The organism is Amycolatopsis sp. NPDC051371 (assembly GCF_040682155.1).
GTDB lineage: Bacteria > Actinomycetota > Actinomycetes > Mycobacteriales > Pseudonocardiaceae > Amycolatopsis.
The window spans coordinates 1-16,341 of sequence record NZ_JBFBAG010000051.1; the positions used below are offsets into that span (position 1 = coordinate 1).

Below are 16,341 nucleotides of genomic sequence, written 5' to 3' on the forward strand. Positions count from 1 at the left end.
GGGTGGCAGTGGCGGTTGCGCCAGCGGAGGTAGCCGGCGATGGCGGCTTCCTGAGCAGCGTGGCTGGGGTAGTCGCTGCCGTCGAGGGTGAAGTAGCGGATCGCGGTGAACTCGCACTCGATCCAGTTCAGCCACGACGCGTTGGTGGGTGTGTAGACCAGCTCGATGTCGTTGGCCGCGCACCAGGCCCTGACCTCCGCCTTGCCGTGGGGACCGTAGTTGTCGCAGATCAGATACAGCTTCCCAGCGGGGAAGCGGCGGCGGGGTTGCTTGCAGAAGTCGAGGAACTGCGGCCGGCGTTTGCGGTCACGGAACCGGTGGAACATCTGACCGGAGGCCAGGTCGAGCGCGGCGAGCATCTGCCGGACCCCCTTGGTGCGGGTGTAAGTCGCGCGCTGCCGGGCCGGGCGGCCGGTGGGGAACCAGCCGCGGCCGGGTCGGGGTTGCAGGTTCAGTGGCCCGAACTCGTCGACACAGATCACTCGCCCATCTTTCGGCGGGTTGTCGTAGAGGTCGAGGATGCGAGTCTTCTTGGCCACGAAGTCCGGATCCTTGCTGGCTTTCCAGGTCTTCGTCGTCTGCCAGGACACGCCCGCCTTGCGCAGGATCTGCCGGACGGTCTCGGTGCTCAGCACCAGCCGCGCATGCTTGGCCAGGTGGTCGACCAGCTTGGTCAGGCTCCAGGTCGTGAACGGCAACCCCAGCTCAGTCGGTTTGCAGGCGGCGATGCGACAGATCTGATCACGGGCGGCCGGCCCGAACTTAGCTGGTCGGCCGCCCCTCCATTTTGGGGACAACGCCGCGAACCCGGACTCGTTGAACGCGTGGATCACCTCCCGCACATACCCTTCCGTCGCCGCGAACATCACCGCGATCTCACCCGCGGGCCGGCCCTGCGACGAGGCCAGCACGATCCCGGACCGTCGCAGCCGCACCCGATCCTTCGCCGACCTCGTGATCTTGACCAGCCGCTGCGCCTCCTCCGGCTCCAACGACCGCGCGAACACCTCCGGCTGACGCGCCATCGGCCTCACCTCCACAGCCAGCCTCGCGATCACCAGCCCGGATGTCCACGCGACACGATGACAACGTCAACGTTTCTTGATGCGGCACTAGCAAACTAATCTCGACGCCGTCGAGCTGCATGCTGTTGGCGTATAGTGAACCACTTTCGAACCTGCCGCGGTCGAGCTTTGTTGCTATTGCGGGGTGTCCTCGTTTTTAGCTCAGGTTCTTCCGTTGTGGGCGAGTCCGTATTGAATGTCTGGGCAAGTATCTTCCGTTCCGAGACTTGGTTCTGCCTCCGGATTGCCGACACGTTCTCATGGAACGTGTCGAATCTGGTTGCGGGGTCTTTGTAGGGCGGCACGGCGGCCACGTATCTTCGATGTTCGAGCAGTAAGGCATCTGCCTTCAGGTTCTGGGCGATCGCGTGCTCCCCTGGCTTTATGGTGCGGATGGCGACCTCAGCGAGGAAGACTGCGGCGCCCGTAAAGGCGGTTACAAGACGCTGCGCTTCGTACAGTGCGAGCACGGGTACGATAGCTGAACCGCTCAATGCAACGATCCGGCATATCAAGAAGAAGTAGTAGAGCGCGCTGGCGAAAACATGGGTAAATCGGGCGTCCAAGCCGACAATTCGAATAAATCGCCCCCTTGATTGCAGGATTTTCACTCTCGTTTCGTTGATTTCGTCGGGTGCCTGGATCTGGGTCATCTGTCATGATGGCCAGATCTCAACGTCAAGTGCAAGACAATTTTGGAAGTCTCATGAATAGGCGATCTTCGTGGCAAAGTCTGCCCTTCGGGTGGCAGTAGGTGCAATGCCGACCTTGTCGCCCAGTTGATCAGGCGGGCTGCCGGTAGTACGTAGAGCAGAAATAGCCTGGAGGGTGGGAGACAGCGACCTCGCCTGGGAGATCGGCGGCTACGACTCGGCCTGGTTCGAGCCTCACGTCTGGGACGAGGATGTTGTCGGCATGCCCGACGGGAGGCCGGATCTGACTTCGGCTGATTGACCGTCACTGGGATCATGCTCGAAGCCGCTCGATGACGTTTGTGTCCGCAGGTCGGGACCTGGTGGTGGGTGCGGTGGCACGCGCCGCCGCACCCACCAGCTACAGCGTCAGTTCGTGACCTTCGCGGCCTGGTTCCCGTCGTAGCTGAGCTTGGCGGTGAGGAGGGCGAAGCCGCTGATGGTCATCAGCCCGTCGAGGACGAGCGGGCCGATGGCGGCGGCGATCGGGTCGTAGTGCCATGCGATGAGGACCGCGTGGATGTGGCCGTAGGAGATCGCGAAGGACCCGATAGCGACGATGCTGCCGATGCCGTAGCGGACCGTGTTCCAGAACCAGGCTCGTCGCCAGTTCACTCTAGTGAGCACCTCGACCGTGACGATCAGGGCGATCGGCCACACGCCGGCGCCGATCTGGGGGCCCAAACCTGGCGGCTGCGAGCTGGCGGGCAGCCAGGTGTGGAGGACGTTCGCGGCGATCGAGGTGACCGAGCCGAAGGCGAAGCCCAGCCAGCTGACGGCGGTTCCGCCGGGCTGTACCCCTTCTCGTGGTGAGGCGGTGGGCTCGCGGGACGGACTTCTCGGGGCGCTGGAGCCTGGTGACGGTTGAAGTGCGCTGGCCGCAGACGCTGTGGTCCGGCGTGTTGGCGAACCACCGCCGCCAGCAGGCCGACCTGGCGCACCCTGGCGTTCGCCAGCTCCAACGTGGTGCTGGCGGCGGTCGTAGGCACCTGGAGGCCAGCTGGCGGAGCTGGTCGGCGTCCCTGGTGCCTGAGTCAGGCCAGCTGGCGAACCAGCTGCGGTCGCCGTCCAGGGTCCGGTTTTGCCAGCGACTGTCGCTGCTCGACTGGCAATCTGGTGATCGTCGGCGGTGTGCCCGGGGTTGGCGCGTGGCGACGGCGGAGCTGGTTCTGGCGCGCTAGCGGCATTGATCTTGTCGATAGCTTGGCGGACATGGTGCGGACTGAGCCCGGTAGCTTCGGCCAACTTGCCGCGCCCGGGCTTCGGCGCACGTTGCTGTCGTGCGATCTCGTACTGCGCCAGAACCTGCTCAACGGCGTCGAGGTCCGCGGGGGCAGTCATCGGTCACCTCGAAGCCGAGCGGACCCGTCGGCGCGCTTGCTCGTGCCGCCCGCGACTGCGAGAAGCGGCCCGGCCTGACGCGTGCCGAGGTCGACCACCTCGGCCTCGTGGGTCGCGAGCTCGGCTAGGGGATGCGGCTCGCCGGTGAGCGCGGACAGGGCAGCCGCAACTTCGTGGATCGTTGCCGAGGTGTAGGTCAGCGTCGCGCCGCCGCGATCGCTCGATGCGCTGGGGCCGGAGTGTCCGGCATACGCTGCCGCGACCGCGTAGCCGAAGGAGCGTTCGACCCAGGTCAGCGTCGTGTACCGCAGCCAGTGCGACGTGACGCCGAGCGCTTTGGCCCACGGCAGGATCCGCCAGATCCGGTTCCAGAACGTTTGGTAGTTGTGGTAGCGGAACGGTCCGCCGTTGCGCAGGCGCAGTACCTGGTCGTTCGGCTCACGACCGGGTACACGGGAGCCGACGTGCTCCAGCAGCGCGTTGAATAGAGTCGGTGAGACAGGTTGGCGGCGGCTCTTATCTCCCTTCTCTCGCAGCAAAATGGTGACGTCCATCGGGTTGAGGTCCCGCCGCCGCAAGCTGAGCGCGCCGCCGGCCCGGCACGCTGTCTCGCTGTGCAGCCGCAGCAAGAGGCTGTCGAGGAGCGGGTCAGGACCGAAGCCGGCGGCGACTGTGTTGATCTCGGCGAGCTCGTGCGGTGTGAGGGCACGTCGGCTGGTGCTTCGGTGTTTGACGTTCTTGATCGCGGCGACCGGGCTCTCCGCCAAAGTGATCAGCTTGTCTCCGGCGGCGCACCGGTAGAGGCACTTCACGGCGTCGATGAAAAGCGACCTTGCTCCCCGGCCGGTGGAGGACTGAGGTTTCGCGGCGGCCCGCTGTTGAACCAGGTTGGCCAGCTGGTTGATCTCCGAGGCGCGGGGCTCGTCGATCGGCCGGTCACCCCATTCGTCGACCAGCACCTGCCAGTAGTACCTCCAGGTCTTGCTCGAACTCTCGGGCATGGTCTTCGCGACCTGGGGTACGTACTCGGCAAAGGTCGGCATCACCCGGGTCTTGCTCAAGCCGGCGATCTGGTCCAAGGACAAGCCGAGCTTCGCCAGCACGATCTCGGCCGCCGCGGCGACGGCTCGCTCGTCGAGGGAGGGTTGCTCGTTCACGAAAGACCTCCCTGCAGGTTCGCATCGTGATGAGGCGCGAGCAGGCGATCGAGTTCGGGCATCGTGTAGATGACGAGCGCGTCGTGGACGCTGCTGGCGGCCAGCAAGAGGCGGTCGCCCCGGGTGATTCCGCAGCGTGCGCGCATGGGGCCGGGGATGCGGATCTCGCGCCGGGGTGTGAGGCGGTACCAGCCGGACGCCGCGCGGCGATAGGTCCCGACGCCCGCGCCGACCGTGGTGAGGGCGAGGGCGTCGTCGACGGTCCAGCCGAGTGTGTCGACGATCGACTGCTCGGAGACCCGGCCCGACCGATCGACGCGCGCGATCGCGTAGGTCCAGGTGGCCTCGACCGGCAGAGACGGTACTTGCACGAGCGTGGGGGCAGGCACAGACCCTCGACGGTGAAGTTCGGCGCGAGGAGGGTCGAGGGCGGGAACGACGTGCTCAGACATGGGCCCACCGCCGCAGCCCCTCGGAGCGCGCGACGCCGCGCGCATGACCGTCGGCGATCAGACGGTCGCAGGCAGGGAGCGAAACACCGCTTCGTTGGTGATGTGTCGCGCAAAATGCAGGCTTAACGGTCGGTCACCCGACGATACGCGGTATCAGACCCCGAAGTGGTGACACCATGCGCAGGATCATAGCGATGGCTGACGGCAGGGAACTGGCTGCTCCACTTGGGTGAACCGCTTCAGGTAGTCCGGCCCACTGGGCTCTTGACCTGTCGCGGCAGGCTGCAGTATGAGGGACCCGCGGAGCGGCGGAGAGTTGTGGCCGGCCGGTTTCCGCGTGATGCGCCCTATGCCTTCTCCTGGAGCGGAACGCGACGGGGTCCGCCCGGCGAGGGATCAGACGGTCACGGTGTGCAGCGCGAGCAGGCTTTCCGCGGTGTCGGCGATGGTGTCCTCGATCGGCCGCGGTGACCAGCCGAGCAGGTGGTGCGCCTTCTCCGAGGTGGCGTCGTAGTTCCGGCCCAGCTGGGGGCGCAGGATGCGCAGTCCCGGGTTGACGCGCGCGAGGGCGCGCGCGGTCCACACCGGCAGTTCGCGGGTGGGGACCTTCGAGGCGCGGTCGCCGAGGCGGGCGCGCAGGACGTCGGCGATCTCCCGCACCCACAGGCTGTGCCCGGAGATCGCGAGGAACCGTTCGCCCGCCGCGGCCGGGTCGGTCATCGCGCGCAGGTGCAGGTCCGCGACGTCGCGGACGTCGACGTACCCCATCGCGAACTTCGGCAGCGCGGGCAGTTCGCCGTCCAGCATCCGCTGCACCAGCCCCAGCGACGGCGAGTAGTCCGGGCCGAGAACCGGTCCGAGCACGCCCACCGGGTTCACCACCGCCAGCTCGAGCCCCTCGTGCTCGGCGACGAACTCCCACGCGGCCTTCTCCGCCAGCGTCTTGGACTTCTGGTACGGCGCGATCCCACCGTCCACATTGCTCCAGTCGGCTTCGGTGAACACCCGCGACTTCTCGGGGTGTCCCATCCCGACCGCTCCGAACGCCGAAGTCAGCACGACCCTCTTCACCCCGGCTTCGCGGGCGGCCCGCAATACGCGCAGCACCCCGTCCCGGGCGGGTACGACCATTTCGTCGTCGTTCTTGGGCAGGCTGGTGAGGGTCGGCGAGGCGACGTGCAGCACGTAGTCGCACCCCTCGACCGCTTCGCGCCAGCCGGCGTCGTGCTGGAGGTCCGCTTGCACCACGGTCAGGTTCGCGTCCTCGGGCGCTCCTCCGGCGCGCAGCATCGCCCGCACCGCGGGTTCTTTCTTCAGGTCCCGCACCGTGGTGAGGACCGTGTACCCCTGTGTCAGCAGGGCGAGAACGCACCAGCTGCCGATGTATCCGGAGCCGCCGGTGACCAGTACTTTCGTCATTGGAGCTACCTCGCGAATTCTGAGCGGAGCGATGTCGTCTTTTCCGGGAATCAGGCGTTCGCGTAGCCGGGAACGCTTTCCCGGATCCGCTGCATCTCGGCTTCGTCGGAAACGCCTTGGAAGTCGTAGCGGGGGGTGTACGGCCGCTCGAGGGCGGCGAGTTCGGCGTCGGTGAGCTCGATGTCGAGCGACGCGACCGCGTCGTCGATCTGGGCGGTCGTGTTGGCGCCGACCAGGGGAGCGGTGACGACCGGCTTGCCGTGCAGCCAGGCCAGGGCGACCTGGGCGCGGGTGACGCCGCGCTGTTCGGCGACCGCGCCGACGGCGTCGATGATCGCGTGGTCGCTGTCGGCGGTGAGCGGGCTGTAGAGCATGTCTGCGTATCCGCCGTCGGTTTCCGAGCGGGCGGTCGACTTCGCCTCGTCCCAGGCGCGGGCGAGCCGGCCGCGGGCGAGCGGGCTCCAGATGATCGTGCCGACGCCCTCGTCGAGGCAGAGCGGGATCATTTCGCGTTCTTCTTCGCGGGCGAGCAGGTTGTAGTGGTCCTGCATCGAGACGAATCGGGCCCAGCCGTGCCGCTTCTGCAGGTGCAGGGCTTTGGCGAACTCCCAGGCGTGCATCGAGGACGCGCCGAGGTAGCGGACCTTGCCGGACTTGACGAGGTCGTGCAGGGCTTCGAGGGTCTCCTCGAGCGGCGTGGTGTTGTCGTTGCGGTGGATTTGGTAGAGGTCGATGTAGTCGGTCCCGAGCCGTCGCAGGCTGTGCTCGGCTTCGGTCATGATCGCCTTGCGGGACAGGCCTTTGCCGTTCGGTCCCGACCGCATCGGGTGCCGCAGCTTGGTGGCGATGACGACGTCGTCGCGGTCGGCGAAGTCCTTGAGCGCGCGGCCGAGGATCTCTTCGCTGGAGCCGTAGGAGTACATGTTCGCGGTGTCGAAGAAGTTGATGCCCGCCTCGAGCGCGTGCCGGACGAGCGGACGGCTGGCCTCTTCGTCCAGCGACCAGACGGGGTGTCCGCGGTGCGGATCGCCGTAGGTCATCGCCCCGATGGCGATCGGCGAGACGTCGAGACCGGTGGTGCCGAGCTTGATAGAGCGCACGATGCTCCTCTAAGGTTGTGGAGAGGTCTCCGCTTACTGTAGTGGAGACCTCTCCGGATAGCAAGGAGGGCATGTGGTCCGCTCGGACGCCCGGGAAAACCGGGCTCGCATCCTGCAGGTCGCTCGCGAGGCTTTCGGCGAGAGTGGTGACATCTCGATGAACCAGATCGCGCAACGCGCCGGCGTGGGGCCCGGCACCCTGTACCGCAACTTCCCGACCCGCGAGGCTCTCGTCCTGGCCATCTACCAGCACGAGGTCGACCGGCTCATCGAGTCCGTCCCGGTGCTGCTCGCGGAGCTGGCGCCGCTGGAGGCGCTGCGGCAGTGGACCGTCGACCTGGTGGCCGCCATGCGGAAGAAGCACGGCCTCGGCGACGCGCTCAGCCCCGGCGCGCACCAAGTGATCACCGAGCAGACCTACGGCCCGGTGATCGCCGCCATCACGCAGCTGCTCGACGCGGGTAAGCGCGACGGCGTGATCCGCGCGGACGCCGATCCCCGCGACTTCCTCCAGCTCACCGGCGCACTGTGGCGGGCCGCCTCGGGGCCGGAAGACCGGTCGCCGTTCATGCTCGCACTCATCCTCGACGGGTTGAGTGCTCGTTCGCCTCGCTGAACGGCCGCGCTACTGCAGCGAGCCCCCAGGGGTGAGCAGCCGTATCCGGGTGAACTGCTGAACTGTCCCGATCGGGGGAGGTGCCGGCATCCGTGGTCCGCCCACCTGCGGATCTCGGCGTCGACGGCCGAGCGCCCGGCGGCGACCAGGCACAGCGCGTCGGAGCCGAGCCCCCGAGCCCGGCCAGCGACGGCATCGCGTAACCGGCTGCGGAGGTGAGGATCGAGGAGAGCCGCGAGGGGACCCAGGACCACGTCACGCCGGAGTCCGGGCTGAAGATCGCGACCCGGTACACCCCGCCGCCGGTCAGCACGCTCATCAGCGCGTGGCCGCCTTCGTGCACGAACGTTCCCAGCACGGTGAACCGCGTGAGCAGGCGCGGTTGTCCGGTCATCAGCATGGACACCGAGGCCAGCGCCACGGCGACGGCGGCCAGTCCGGTCGCGGCGACCAGCCACCAGCTGGGCGCCGGCACGATCTCGTCGAGTTTGCCGCGCTTCACGCCGCGGCAAGCCGTTGGCGGCCAACTCCTTGGGCGTCAGGCGTTCAGATCGAAACCCGTGACGTACCAGGATCCTGCGTGCTTCTCCACCTTGAAGCTGAGGCTGAACGAGCCGGTGTCGCCGGTGGCACCGATGAGTTCGAGACTGCGCAAGGTGCGGCCGTCGAGCTTGACCGCCGTGTCCGGCACCGTGACCTTGTCGCCCTTCGCCGTCACGGTGGCGACTTCGACCTTTCCCCCGGGCGGCAGTTCGACGCCCGGCTTCGCCCAAGCCTCGCGCAGCGACTTGGCGCTCGCCGAGGCTTCGGACCTTTTGCACAGGGACTCGGCGTCTTGACCGGCGGGCATTGCCGGAGCGCTGGACAGGCACGCCTCGGTGTACTGCTCCTGCAGGATCTGGGTGACCCAGCGCTCGACGGCGGTGGCAGGGGTCTTGGCGCCGGAAGTGGGCTGCGCCGCGGATGTCGGGGCCGTGACGCTCGCAGCCGAGGTGACCGGGCTGATCGTGGCCGGCTTCGCCGATCCGGCCACGCGCGCCGAACCACACGACGCCACGAGCAGAAGCATCGGCGGCACCAGCGGGAAAAGCCACCGCGCCGGCCGCCGAACGGTCACCATCGGAACGCTTGTTCCAGCAGGCAAAGACTTTCTCCTCGTTCAGCCGGTGTGTTCCGGCTTCGGGCCTCGTCGGCGGCATCTTCGTGTCCGGCGCCTGTCGACGTCAACCGACGACGGGGAAGTCTGCCTCTTCGGCCACTTTCAGGCGGCGTCGACGCTTCCGCGCCGGGCTTCTCGCCGGAAACAAGACCAATGACGAGACATGATCGCCACTGTGTCTTGACTCCACGCCAGGCCGGGGACTGTGCTGGTACTGCCTTTGCGCTGGGGACCGGCCGGGCTCGCCCGGTCCGCGCACTCGTCCCGGGCCTGTGGAGCGCCGGCGGCCCCGGCCGTCGTCCTGAGCACCTTTCTCCGACGAGACCGAAGGAGACCTTCCATGTGCCCGCGACGCCGCGACTCGACGCTCCATCGGCTTTTCCTCCTGTTCTTGTCGGCTCTGCTCGCCACCGCGGCGCTGGTGGTGACCGCGCTGCCCGCCGGCGCGGCCACCACCACGATCGCCGTCAACGGCGGCAGCACCGACCGGACCTTCGATGGCGTCGGGGCGATCAGTGGCGGTGGCGGGAACTCCCGGCTGCTGATCGACTACCCGCCCGCGCAACGGGCTCAGCTCCTCGACTACCTGTTCAAGCCGGGGTACGGGGCCGCCGTGCAGTTGCTGAAACTGGAGATCGGCGGGGACGCGAACTCCACCGACGGTTCCGAACCGAGCCACCAGCACGTGCGCGGCGAGATCAACTGCAGCGTCGGCTACGAGTTCTGGCTCGGCGAGCAGGCGGTCGCCCGCAACCCGGCGATCAAGCTGGTGGCGCTGCCCTGGGCCGCGCCGGGCTGGGTCGGTGGCGGGAACTTCTGGTCCCAGGACATGATCGACTACGACATTTCCTGGCTGGACTGCGCGAAGCAGCACGGCCTGACCATCAGCTACCTCGGCGGCTGGAACGAACGCGGCCACGACAAGACCTGGTACGAGAACCTGCGTTCCGCCCTGAACGCCCGCGGTTACAGCGCCGTGCAGATCGTCGGCGACGACACCGGCTGGAACACCGCCGATGACATGCTGGCCGACAGCCGCTTCAACGCGGCCGTCGGCGTCGTCGGCTCCCACTACCCGTGCGGCTACCTCTCGGAGGCGACCACCTGCGCTTCGTCCGCGAACGCCGTCGCCACCGGGAAACCGCTGTGGGCCAGCGAATCCGGCTCCCAGGACTTCACCACCGGCGCCGGCGCCTACATCCGCACCATCACCCGGGGCTACCTCGACGGCCTGCTGACCGGCTTCATGAACTGGCCGCTGGTGGCCGCGCTGTACTCGAACCTGCCCTACAGCACGGTCGGCCTCGCCACCGCGAACACGCCGTGGTCCGGCACCTACCAGCTCGGAAAGAACCTGTGGGCCAACGCGCAGGTGGCCCAGTTCACCCAGCCCGGCTGGAAGTTCCTCGCCGGCTCGGCGAGCGGCTACCTCGGCGGGAACCGCACAGGAGGCAGCTACATCTCTTTGAAGTCCACCAACGGCACCGACTACTCGACCATCTACGAAACCACCGGCGCGACGGCCGCCCAGACGGTCGACGTCACCGTTTCCGGCAATCTCGACGGCGGCACCGCGCACGTCTGGTCCACCGACCTGGGCTCCTCCAACGCCGCCGACTACTTCGTGCGGCAGGCCGACGTCATCCCTTCGTCGGGGAAGTACTCGTTGACGCTGCAGCCGAACCGGATCTACACGGTCACCACGACCACCGGCCAGGGCAAGGGCACCGCGACGAGCCCGGCGGCCGGGACGCTGAGCCTGCCCTACTCCGACAACTTCGAGAGCTACCCGGCGCACAGCGCCGCGAAGTACTTCTCCGACATGCAGGGCTCGTTCGAGGTTCGCCCGTGCGCCGCCGGCCGCGGCGGGCAGTGCCTGCAGCAGGTCGCTCCGGTCCGGCCGATCAACTGGCAGGACGACAGCGACGCCTTCACCCTCGCGGGCGATCCGCACTGGAGCAACTACACCGTCAGCGCCGACATCGACCTGCAGCAGACCGGCACGGTGACCCTGCTGGGGCGAGCGAACACGCAGAACCGGCCGCAGAGCCGGCAAGCCGCCTACCAGCTGCGCATCGCCGACACCGGCTCGTGGTCGATCGCCAGGAACAGCAGCGGTGGGGTGCTCACCACCCTCGCGTCCGGCGCCCGCGCGGCGCTGGGCCTGAACACCTGGCACACGGTGAAGCTGGGCTTCAGCGGCAACCGGATCACCGCGAGCCTCGACGGCGCCGTGCTCGGCACCGTGACCGATACGACGTTCACCACCGGGCTCGTCGGCGTGGGTGTCGTCGGCTACCAGACGAACCTCTTCGACAACGTCTCCGTCACCCCGAACGCCGACGGCGACTTCGGTGGCATCCTCAAGGGTCAGGAGTCGGGGCTGTGCGCCGACGTCCCCGCGGCGAGCCAAGCCAACGGCACCGCCGTCGCCTTGTGGGACTGCACCGGCGGCGCCAACCAGAGCTGGACCGCGACCCCGGCCAAGCAGCTGATGGTCTACGGCAGCAAGTGCCTGTCCGGCGGCACGGCGAACGGAACACCGGTTCAGATCGACGACTGCGACAACTCCGCCGCGCAGCAGTGGACCGTCAACGCCGACGGCTCGGTCGTCAACGCCGGATCGGGCCGGTGCCTCGACGCGAACGCACACGGCACGGCCGGCGGCACCGCGCTGGTGCTCTGGGACTGCAACGGGGGCGCCAATCAGAAGTGGGCACGCGGCGACACCGTCGGCATCCTCAAGTCCGCGGAGTCGGGCAAGTGCGCCGACGTTCCGGCGGCGAACCAGGCCAACGGCACGGTGCCGGCGCTGTGGGGCTGCAACAACGGCAGCAACCAGACGTGGACCTCGACCACGACGAATCAGCTCAAGGTGTTCGACACCAAGTGCCTCGAGACCGCCGCCGGCGGAACGGCCGACGGCACCCCGGTGCAGATCTACGACTGCACCGGGGCCGCCACGCAGCAGTGGCGGGTCCAGTCCGGTGGCGCGGTCGTCAACGTCGGGTCCGGCAAGTGCCTCGACGTGAAAGGCCACGGCACCGCCGACGGCACACCGTTCGTCATCTGGCCCTGCGACGGCGCGGCGAACCAGCGGTGGTCACGTGGCTGAGCGCGCGAGTCTCGCGGGGACCCCTGGGAGGACCTCGTGAAACGGATCCTGCCGGCCGCCGTGCTGGCCGCCGGGCTGCTCGTCCCGGCCGGGCCGGCGGACGCGGCGGTCACCTACCCCGGCCTCGCGGCCGCGTTCGACAACGCCGGCACCAGCCCGGCCGGCGCGCCGGCGTCGGCGAACCTGGACGGCAGCGGGCACAGCCTCGTCGCCGAGGACCTCACCGCCGCCGGCTGGGACCGCAGCCGGGTCATCACGGTCGACGGCGCGCCGCTGCGGCTGCCCGCCGCCGCGCCGGGGACACCCGACAACGTGGTCGCCGACGGCCAGCGCATCGGCGGCCGGTTCGGCGGCGCCGCCTTGTCGTTCCTCGTGACCAGCACCGGGACGGCGACCGAGGGCACCGGGCAGCTCGAGTACGCCGACGGGCACGTCCAGGACTTCCGGCTGGGCGCACCGGACTGGATCGTCGGGCCGAGCAGCCGGCTGACCGTGGCGTTCCCGCACTGGAACACCCCGGACGGCCCGAGCGCGCTTTCCGCCAAGCTCTACACCGCCTCGGTGCCGCTCGACCCCGGCTTCCCGGTCACCGCCGTCACCCTGCCGAAGACGACTTCGGGCGGGGCCCTGCACGTCTTCTCGATCGGCACCCGGCCCGCGGCCGGACAGTGGACGGCGACGTGGGCCACCGCCACGGACGACGGCCTCGCCGCCGGCCCGTGGATTGAACGCACCCTGCGGATGGTCGAGCACACCAGCCGCGGCGGCTCCCAGGTGCGGATCCGGCTGGACAACGCCTACGACCCCGGCCCGCTGGTCGTCGGCCACGCGACCATCGCCGTCCGGGGCGCGGGCGCGGTCCCGACGCGCTCACCGGTGACGCTGACCTTCGGCGGACAGCGTGAAGCGGCGCTCCCGGCGGGCGGGCAGGCCGTCAGCGACCCCGTGCCGTTCGCCGTGCCCGCCGGCGCGGACCTGCTGGTCAGCCTGTACCTGAAGGGCACCGTCACCAACGCGCCCATGCACAGCGTCGCCGTGCAGGACATGTACACCACGGCGGACGGCACCGGGGACCACACGGCGGACGTCGCCGAGTTCCCGTCCGCGGGCACCTTCGGCTTCTGGACGATCCTCTCCGGCATCGACGTGACCGGGCCGGGCGGCACCGGCACCACAGTCGCGTTCGGCGACTCGATCACCGACGGCTATCTGTCCACCCCGAACACGAACAGCCGCTGGCCGGACTTCCTGGCCCGGCGCCTGCCGGGCCGCGCCGTCGTCAACGAAGGCATCTCCGGCAACCGGATCCTGCAGGACGCCTTCAGCGGTGTGCCCGACGGCCGCACGGCCGGCGTCAGCGCCCTGGCCCGGCTGAACCACGACCTGATCAGCCGGCCGGGCGTGCGGACCGCGATCGTCCTCGAAGGCATCAACGACATCAACAGCGGCGCGAGCGCCGCCGACGTCATCGCCGGGTTGAAGGAGATCGCCGCCGAGCTGCACGCGGCCCGCATCCGGGTGCTGGCCGGCACGCTCACCCCGATCAAGGGGTGCACCTGCAGCAGTGACGCGCACCTGGCGGCGCGCGATGAGGTCAACGCCTTCATCCGCGACACCGGCGGGGTGTTCGACGGCTGGGCCGACTTCGACGCCGCCATCCGCAACCCGGCCGACCCGGAGACGATGCTCGCGGGCTACGACTCCGGCGACCACCTCCACCCCGGCGACGCGGGCTACCGCGCGATGGCCGCGGCCGTCCCGCTCGACCGTCTGTGAACGTCCACTTCGGAGTGTCGTGAAAGGGTGATCCCATGATCCGCCGGATCCTCGCCGTCGTGCTCCTGGCCGCCTCGGCGGTCCTGGCCATCGGAGCTCCGGCGAGCGCCGGAACCGCCTGGGACTACCCGGAGTTCCCCTACCCGGCCACCACCTACTCGGAGCCGTTCCGGGGTCAGTTCCACTTCAGCTCGCAGTCGGGGTGGATGAACGACCCCACCGGACTGGTCTACGCGAACGGGCACTACCACTTCTTCTACCAGCACAACCCGCACGGCCTCGAATGGGACACGATGCACTGGGGCCACGCGACGAGCCCTGACCTTGTGCAGTGGACGCAGAAACCGGTCGCGCTGGAGCCCGGTGTGCACCCGGGCACGCTGTTTTCCGGCGGGGGAGTGGTCGACAAGGCGAACACGTCGGGACTCAAGACCGGCTCGCTCGACCCGATCGTGGTGTTCTCCAACACCAACGGCGTCAGCGTGTTCTACAGCAACGACGACGGCCGCAGCTTCCAGGCCTACGACCAGGGGCGCAAGCAGATCGACATCCCGGAGGAGAGCCGCGACCCGAAAGTGGTGTGGGACGCCGCCCGCAACCAGTGGGTGATGGTCGTCTGGTCGAACCGGGGCGGCAACGGCGTCGACCTCTACACGTCGCCGAACCTGCTGAAGTGGACGTTCGCCAGCCGGTACGCGGCCGACTGGCTTTTCGAGTGTCCCGATCTGTACCCGCTGGGCGGGCAATGGGTGCTGACGTCGGCGTCGAGTGACTACGTCGTCGGCACGTTCGACGGCCGCACGTTCCGCACCGACCGGCCGCAACCGAAGAAGATGAACCTCGGGACCACGTACGCGGGCGGCACGTTCTACGCCGCGGAGACGTTCACCGGCACGCCTGACGGTCGCGTCGTGCAGATGGCGTGGCAGGGCGGAAACCGTGGCAGCACCTGGACCGGCAACGCGACCTTCCCGGTCACGCTCGGCCTCGTCGACTCGCCGGACGGTCCGGTGGTGACGCGCACGCCGGTCACCGAGTTGAGCGCGCTGCGCGCCGACAGCCGGACGTGGCGCAACGAGACGGTCCGGGACGGGCGCAACCTCTTCGACGGGATCCGCGCCGACACCTACGAGATCACCGCCACGTTCGACCTGGCCGGGGCGACCGCGAGCCAGTTCGGGTTCGCGCTGCACAGCCGCTCCGACGGCACGGCCGACCGGGTTGTGGCCTACGACCGCGCCGCCGGCACGCTCTACGGCAAACCACTGGCTACCGGCGGGAACGAGGTGAGCGTGCGACTGCTGGTCGACCGCGGGCAGCTCGAGGTGTTCGCCGACGGCGGGAAGTTCTCGCTGGCCGACAACGTCAACTTCGACTCCGCCGCGGTGAGCCAGGGAATCCGGCTGTTCGCCACCGGTGGCCAGGTACGTCTCAAGAACGCGACGTTCACGCGGCTGAGCACCAGCTGGGGCACCGACCAGTCCACTTTGGAAAGCACCCTCGCCGGTCCGTGGCACGCCGCCGGCGGCGCGTGGACCGACACGAGCGGCGGCAAGCGGGCGCAGACCACCGGAGACGCGTTCTACCTGAGCGCGAGCAGCGCGTCCGACGGCGTTTACCAGGGCGATGTCCGGCTCGACACCGCCCAGGCGGCGGGCCTGACGTTCCGCGCCGGCTCCGAAGGCGCCGGCTACACGGCGAACATCGACAGCAGCGGCGTGGTCAAGCTCTGGCGACCGGGACGTGACATCGCGACGTACGCGACACCGATCGCCAAGGGGCAGACCCACCACCTGCGAGTGGAGACCACCGGCTCGCACATCCGGGTCTGGTTCGACCACGGGGGCGACCCGGTCATCGACGCCACGGATACCGCGTACGCGTCGGGACTGTTCGGCGCGAACGCTTACGGGGGAGCGGCGACCGTCCAGAACCTGAACACCGGCCCAGGCGGTTTCACCGCCTTTCCCTCGGGGCCTTGGACAGCGCCGAGCGGCACGTGGACCACGACGCCGGCCGGCCTGCGCGGGAACGCGGCCGGTGACGGCTTCTTCCTCAGCGACCGCACCGGAACGGACTTCACCTACCAAGGCGACCTGTCGGTCACCAACGGGACCGCGGCGGGCCTGACCTTCCGGGCGGCGGCCGACGGAGCCGGCTACACGGCGGCCATCGACACCAGCGGCCTGGTCAAGCTGTGGCGGCCGGGCAAGGACATCGCGATCCACGCGACGCCGATCGTCGAGGGCCGCACTTACGATGTGAGGGTTGAGACCGCGGGATCGCGGATCCGGGTCTGGCTGGGCGACGGCGCCGACCCGCTCATCGACACGACCGACACCGCCTACGCGTCCGGGCGGCTCGGTGTGAACGCCTACGCGGGCAACGTGATCGCGCAGAATCTCAAGCTTGGCTGAACCATCGTCGCCCGGCTTCTCGTGCGGACGGGT

13 protein-coding genes are annotated in these 16,341 nt (G+C 68.8%); 4 read left to right on the top strand and 9 right to left on the bottom strand.

Features of this window, described 5'->3' with window-relative positions; translation table 11 throughout:
• The 7 genes from AB0M59_RS42930 to AB0M59_RS42960 all read right to left on the bottom strand — a co-directional run.
• Nucleotides 1-1,025, bottom strand: a 1,025-nt coding sequence (locus tag AB0M59_RS42930; protein ID WP_364627321.1) for an IS630 family transposase, incomplete at its 3' end; no start/stop codon positions are given.
• 95 nt (nt 1,026-1,120) lie between these two features.
• Nucleotides 1,121-1,717 carry a hypothetical protein gene (locus AB0M59_RS42935; RefSeq protein WP_364627323.1) on the bottom strand — a complete coding sequence of 199 codons (597 nt, stop codon included), beginning with the start codon at nt 1,715-1,717 and terminating at the stop codon, nt 1,121-1,123.
• Nucleotides 1,718-2,125: 408 nt separating this feature from the next.
• Entirely contained in the window at nt 2,126-2,440 is a 315-nt protein-coding gene (locus AB0M59_RS42940) for a DUF2637 domain-containing protein (RefSeq protein ID WP_364627324.1), read from the bottom strand.
• Between the two features lie 653 nt (nt 2,441-3,093).
• Nucleotides 3,094-4,254, bottom strand: coding sequence for a tyrosine-type recombinase/integrase (locus tag AB0M59_RS42945; RefSeq protein WP_364627326.1), 1,161 nt, complete (start codon nt 4,252-4,254; stop codon nt 3,094-3,096).
• Nucleotides 4,251-4,643 carry a hypothetical protein gene (locus AB0M59_RS42950; protein ID WP_364627328.1) on the bottom strand — a complete coding sequence of 131 codons (393 nt, stop codon included), beginning with the start codon at nt 4,641-4,643 and terminating at the stop codon, nt 4,251-4,253. Before AB0M59_RS42950 ends, AB0M59_RS42945 begins: the two co-directional genes overlap by 4 nt.
• A gap of 459 nt (nt 4,644-5,102) precedes the next feature.
• Nucleotides 5,103-6,125 (bottom strand): aldehyde reductase, encoded by a 1,023-nt coding sequence (locus AB0M59_RS42955; protein ID WP_364627329.1) that lies wholly within the window; start codon nt 6,123-6,125, stop codon nt 5,103-5,105.
• Nucleotides 6,126-6,175: 50 nt separating this feature from the next.
• Nucleotides 6,176-7,225 carry an aldo/keto reductase gene (locus tag AB0M59_RS42960; protein WP_364627331.1) on the bottom strand — a complete coding sequence of 350 codons (1,050 nt, stop codon included), beginning with the start codon at nt 7,223-7,225 and terminating at the stop codon, nt 6,176-6,178.
• 73 nt (nt 7,226-7,298) lie between these two features.
• Here AB0M59_RS42960 and AB0M59_RS42965 point away from each other — a divergent pair, with 73 nt between their 5' ends.
• The gene (locus AB0M59_RS42965) at nt 7,299-7,841 is read left to right on the top strand and encodes a TetR/AcrR family transcriptional regulator (RefSeq protein ID WP_364627332.1); all 543 of its coding nucleotides are present in this window, start codon (nt 7,299-7,301) and stop codon (nt 7,839-7,841) included.
• Here the strand turns inward: AB0M59_RS42965 and AB0M59_RS42970 are convergent.
• Complete coding sequence (locus AB0M59_RS42970) at nt 7,804-8,343, bottom strand: M50 family metallopeptidase (protein WP_364627333.1); 540 nt, start codon at nt 8,341-8,343, stop codon at nt 7,804-7,806. The genes AB0M59_RS42965 and AB0M59_RS42970 overlap by 38 nt on opposite strands.
• Before the next feature lie 36 nt (nt 8,344-8,379).
• Entirely contained in the window at nt 8,380-8,910 is a 531-nt protein-coding gene (locus AB0M59_RS42975) for a hypothetical protein (protein WP_364627334.1), read from the bottom strand.
• Between the two features lie 430 nt (nt 8,911-9,340).
• Here AB0M59_RS42975 and AB0M59_RS42980 point away from each other — a divergent pair, with 430 nt between their 5' ends.
• Genes AB0M59_RS42980 through AB0M59_RS42990 form a run of 3 tightly spaced genes read left to right on the top strand, consistent with a single transcriptional unit; the run spans nt 9,341 to nt 16,308 of the window.
• Nucleotides 9,341-12,115: a ricin-type beta-trefoil lectin domain protein gene (locus AB0M59_RS42980; protein ID WP_364627336.1), complete on the top strand. Its 2,775-nt coding sequence runs from the start codon at nt 9,341-9,343 to the stop codon at nt 12,113-12,115.
• Nucleotides 12,116-12,151: 36 nt separating this feature from the next.
• Nucleotides 12,152-13,891 carry an SGNH/GDSL hydrolase family protein gene (locus AB0M59_RS42985; protein ID WP_364627337.1) on the top strand — a complete coding sequence of 580 codons (1,740 nt, stop codon included), beginning with the start codon at nt 12,152-12,154 and terminating at the stop codon, nt 13,889-13,891.
• Nucleotides 13,892-13,926: 35 nt separating this feature from the next.
• A complete protein-coding gene (locus tag AB0M59_RS42990) occupies nt 13,927-16,308 on the top strand; it encodes a glycoside hydrolase family 32 protein (RefSeq protein ID WP_364627339.1) in 2,382 nt (793 codons plus the stop codon).
• Nucleotides 16,309-16,341: the final 33 nt, after the last annotated feature.

Coding starts and splice junctions, on each gene's coding strand:
- AB0M59_RS42990 (WP_364627339.1), top strand. CDS start 13,927: ATGATCCGCCGGATCCTCGCCGTCGTGCTCCTGGCCGCCTCGGCGGTC.
- AB0M59_RS42980 (WP_364627336.1), top strand. CDS start 9,341: ATGTGCCCGCGACGCCGCGACTCGACGCTCCATCGGCTTTTCCTCCTG.
- AB0M59_RS42975 (WP_364627334.1), bottom strand. CDS start 8,910: ATGCTTCTGCTCGTGGCGTCGTGTGGTTCGGCGCGCGTGGCCGGATCG.
- AB0M59_RS42955 (WP_364627329.1), bottom strand. CDS start 6,125: ATGACGAAAGTACTGGTCACCGGCGGCTCCGGATACATCGGCAGCTGG.
- AB0M59_RS42935 (WP_364627323.1), bottom strand. CDS start 1,717: ATGACCCAGATCCAGGCACCCGACGAAATCAACGAAACGAGAGTGAAA.